2 protein-coding genes, 1 rRNA gene and 1 pseudogene are annotated in these 3,937 nt (G+C 66.1%); 2 read left to right on the top strand and 2 right to left on the bottom strand.

Going from position 1 to position 3,937, the window contains the following annotated elements; genetic code table 11:
* Positions 1–830, bottom strand: a pseudogene (locus tag HMPREF3114_RS02915) (peptidase M23); the annotation flags it as partial.
* A gap of 95 nt (positions 831–925) precedes the next feature.
* On the opposite strand from HMPREF3114_RS02915, the gene HMPREF3114_RS02910 reads away from it, so the two are divergent.
* Entirely contained in the window at positions 926–1,588 is a 663-nt protein-coding gene (locus HMPREF3114_RS02910) for a DUF4097 family beta strand repeat-containing protein (RefSeq protein ID WP_005414989.1), read from the top strand.
* Between the two features lie 86 nt (positions 1,589–1,674).
* On the top strand, positions 1,675–3,384 hold the full coding sequence (locus HMPREF3114_RS02905; RefSeq protein WP_053498730.1) for a M28 family metallopeptidase: 1,710 nt from the start codon (positions 1,675–1,677) through the stop codon (positions 3,382–3,384).
* Positions 3,385–3,700: 316 nt separating this feature from the next.
* On the opposite strand, the gene rrf is transcribed toward HMPREF3114_RS02905, so the two are convergent.
* Positions 3,701–3,815 (bottom strand): 5S ribosomal RNA (gene rrf, locus HMPREF3114_RS02900).
* Positions 3,816–3,937: the final 122 nt, after the last annotated feature.

The following is a 3,937-nucleotide window of genomic DNA, read 5'->3' as shown; positions in this document are numbered from 1 at the left end:
TCGGCAGCGGCTTTCTCGGCGGCGGCCCGGCGTGCAGCGGCGCGCCGCTCGGCTTCGGCCCGCGCGGCAGCGGCACGCAGGTTGGCCAGCAGCGTTTCCAGTGCCTTGGCGTCCTGGCCCAGTGCCTGTTCCTTCTCACGCTGGTCCTTGAAGCGCTCTTCCAGCGAGGCAACGGTCTTTGCGCGATCGCGGCGGTCCGCTTCCAGGGCGGCTGCCTGCTGTTTCTGGTCCTGCTGCGTCCCCTGCAGCTTCTGCTTGCGCTCGGCGATCTGCGCCTGAAGCGCTTCCAGCTCCTTCAGGTCGGCGGTCAGCGTGGTGATCCGCTGCGCACGCTCGCGCTGCAGGTAGCGATGGTAGGCCAGGGCGCGGTTGGCATCAGCCACCGTGTCCTGCGACAGCAGCAGCTTCAGCGGTGCGTGGTTGCCCAGCTGATATGCCGCGCGCAACAGCCCGGCCAGTTCGCGGTGCTGCTGGGCCAGGTTGCCCTGCAGCGTGCTGCGGCGCTGCTCGGCTTCGGCAAGGGCGCGGCCCTGCTCGCGCAGCGCGGCTTCCGTCTGCGCAAGGGCACGGCCGGTGCGGGCTACCTTCTCGTCGGCCTCGCGCAGTTGTTGCGATGCCTGCCCGCGCTGTCCCTCGATCTGCCGTCGCTCCTGCGCCACGCCCTTCAGTTCGGTTCGCAGTTTCTGCAGCTTGCGCTCGGTCTCGCGGGTGGTCTGCGCACCGCTGGGCAGCGGCAGGGCCAGCGCCAACGCCAGCCCCAGCAGCAGGCAGCGACCGCCGCGGGCAGCGGCGATGTGATGTCGGCGTGATGGGAAGGCGTTGTCGCGCAAGGGCTTTCCAGTGACTTCAGGCAGTTGCGGGGGCTACCGGGGAATGGTGACATCTCCGCACGCGGCCTGCCAGCCGCACATCCATCGAGGTCGCCATGAAAACTCTTTCCATTCCGCTGCTGTTGGGCGTACTGCTGGCCACCGGGCCGGTCTGTGCGCAGGAGAACATCAGCAAGGTCAACGGCAGCATCAGCGCCGAACCCGGTCAACGCTACGGCAAGCTCGACACCGTCAACGGCGGCATCCGCGTCGGCGAAGGCGTCGAGACCGGCAGCATCGACACCGTCAACGGCGGGGTGAAGGTCGCCGACCGCGCGCGCACCGGCAAGATCGAAACGGTCAACGGCGGTGTGCGCCTGGGTCGTGAAGTGATCGCCAGTGGCGGCGTCAGCACCGTCAACGGCAGCATCTTCACTGATCGCGGCAGCCAGATCGAAGGCGGCGTCGAGACCGTGAACGGCGGCATCGGCCTGGTCGAGAGCCGCGTCGGCAAGGACGTGGAGACCGTCAATGGTGACATCACCGTCGGTATCGGTTCGCAGGTCAACGGCGGTGTGCATGTGCGCAAGCCGAACTTCAGTGTCTCGCTGACCGCCAGCCGCAAGCCGCGCGTGATCATCGGCCCGAATGCGGTGGTCAACGGCCCCCTGCAGTTCGAGCGCGAAGTGGTGCTGTACGTGCATCGCTCCGCTCGCATCGGCCCGGTGACCGGCGCCGAGCCAATTCCGTTCGACACCGAAACCGCCCCGGCGGACTGAACCCGCCGGACCTGCCGGTTCGGTGATACTCACTGTTACCGGTCGCGCATCAGGTGCGGCCGCCCTTTGTTCTCCAGGAATCGACGATGCCCCGCAAACTCCTCCTGTGCCTGGCCGCCGCGGCCGCGCTCAGTGCCTGCAAAGGCGAAAACACGCCCGCCGCCGCGCCGGCCACCGACACCGCTGCGGCGAAGCCGGCCGCCCATGCGTTCTCCCCGGAGATCAATGCCGGCGACTTCGCCGAGATGGTCAAGACGCTGGCCTCTGATGAGTTCGAAGGCCGCGCCCCGGGCAGCAAGGGTGAAGAGCTGACGGTCAACTACATCCGCGACCAGATGCAGCGCATCGGCCTGCAGCCCGGCAACGGCGACAGCTGGTTCCAGGATGTGCCGATGACCGAGACCACGGCCGACGAATCGACCGTGCTGAAGATCACCCAGGGCGGCAAGACCACCGAGCTGAAGTTCGGCACCGACATGGTGGTGGGTACCCGTACCGGCCAGGCCGAGGTGAAGGTCGATGCCAGCGACCTGGTGTTCGTCGGCTACGGCGTCGATGCACCGGAGCAGAAGTGGAACGATTACGCCGGCCAGGACTGGAAGGGCAAGACGGTCGTCATGTTCGTCAACGACCCGGGCTTCCATGTCGACGACGAGAAGCTGTTCGACGGCAAGCGCATGACCTACTACGGGCGCTGGACCTACAAGTTCGAGGAGGCCGCGCGCAAGGGCGCCGCTGCTGCACTGATCGTGCACGACACGGCCGGCGCATCCTACGGCTGGGACGTGGTGAAGAACTCCTGGGCGGGCCCGCAATACGACCTGCCGGCCAAGGATGACCCGGAAGCCCGCATTCCAGTGCAGGGCTGGCTGAGCGCCGAGGCGGCCAAGGCCCTGTTTGCCGGTGCCGGCCTGGACCTGGCGCAGGCCTACAAGGATGCCAGCAAGCGCGGCTTCAAGCCGGTTCCGCTGAAGGCCACCGCAGCGGTCGACCTGAAAAGCCAGATCGCACAGAAGCAGTCCCGCAACGTGGTCGGCGTGCTGCCGGGCAGCAAGCGTGCCGACGAGGCCGTGCTGTACATGGCGCACTGGGACCACCTGGGCAAGCATGAGGGTGAAAGCGGCGACAACATCTACAACGGCGCCGTCGACAACGCGACCGGCGTGGCCGGCATTCTCGAAGTGGCCGAAGCCATGGCGCACCAGGACCCGAAGCCGGAGCGTTCGGTGGTGTTCCTGGCCGTGACCCTGGAAGAATCCGGCCTGCTGGGTTCGAAGTATTACGTCGCCCATCCGACCTTCCCGCTGGACAAGATCGCCGGTGTGATCAACATCGATGCGATGTCGGTGGCCGGCCGTGCCAAGGACGTGACCGTCACCGGCTTCGGCAGCTCGGAGCTGGAGGACATCCTCAAGCCGTTGGCCGCCGCTCAGGACCGTACGCTGCACGGTGAGACCTCGGTGCAAAGCGGCTTCTACTTCCGCTCGGATCACTTCAACTTCGCCAAGGCCGGTGTGCCGGCCCTGTACGCCGATGGCGGCGAGGACCTGCGCGAGGGTGGCGTGGAAGCGGGCCGCAAGGCCGCGGCGGACTACGGCGCCAACCGCTACCATGGCCCGAAGGACGAGTTCGACGCGGCCACCTGGAAACTGGACGGCACCGTTGAAGACCTGCAGCTGATGTACGGCGTGGGCAAGGAACTGGCCGGTGGTGATCGTTGGCCGAACTGGTATGCAGGCAACCCGTTCAAGGCGGCCCGCGACGCGATGATGAAGGACAAGGCTTCGGCCAAGTAAAGTCGGGCCATGCTCGACTGAGCACTGTTGAGAGCAGAGCGGCGCCCCACGGGGCGCCGCTTTTCTTTTGCGTACCATCGGCGGCAGATCCACGACTGGTGTGGATCTGCCGGTAGTGCCGGCCTCTGGCCGGCAATCGATTGGTAGCGGCCAATCTTGGTTGGCGCCATGCTTCCTCGCAGAGGGCATCCACGCATGGCGTGGATCTAGCGGGCGATGTAACGCCGTCGGGTTGCCGGCCAGCGGCTGGCACTACCTGTATTACTGCGCCCAAAGAAAAACCCCGCTGCGCGAGCAGCGGGGTTTTGGGTGTAAACCCTGGCGATGACCTACTCTCGCATGGCTTGAGCCACACTACCATCGGCGCAGCTGCGTTTCACTTCCGAGTTCGGGATGGGATCGGGTGGTTCCACAGCGCTAATTTCACCAGGGAGACGGTTGCAGCAGCGCTTGCAGCGCCAGCTTCGCGATCTTGCCCTTGGGCGGAAGGTATCCAGAAAAGCAATGCCTTCACTTAATAAGAAAAACCCCGCTGCGTCAGCAGCGGGGTTTT

Source organism: Stenotrophomonas sp. HMSC10F07, assembly GCF_001807895.1.
Classification (GTDB): Bacteria; Pseudomonadota; Gammaproteobacteria; order Xanthomonadales; family Xanthomonadaceae; genus Stenotrophomonas; species Stenotrophomonas sepilia.
The sequence above is the reverse complement of the archived record's forward strand: the minus strand, read 5'-3'. Positions and strand labels throughout refer to the sequence as shown.

Excerpts from the sequence above, each read along its gene's own strand:
- HMPREF3114_RS02905 (WP_053498730.1), top strand. The coding sequence starts at position 1,675 with ATGCCCCGCAAACTCCTCCTGTGCCTGGCCGCCGCGGCCGCGCTCAGT.
- HMPREF3114_RS02910 (WP_005414989.1), top strand. The coding sequence starts at position 926 with ATGAAAACTCTTTCCATTCCGCTGCTGTTGGGCGTACTGCTGGCCACC.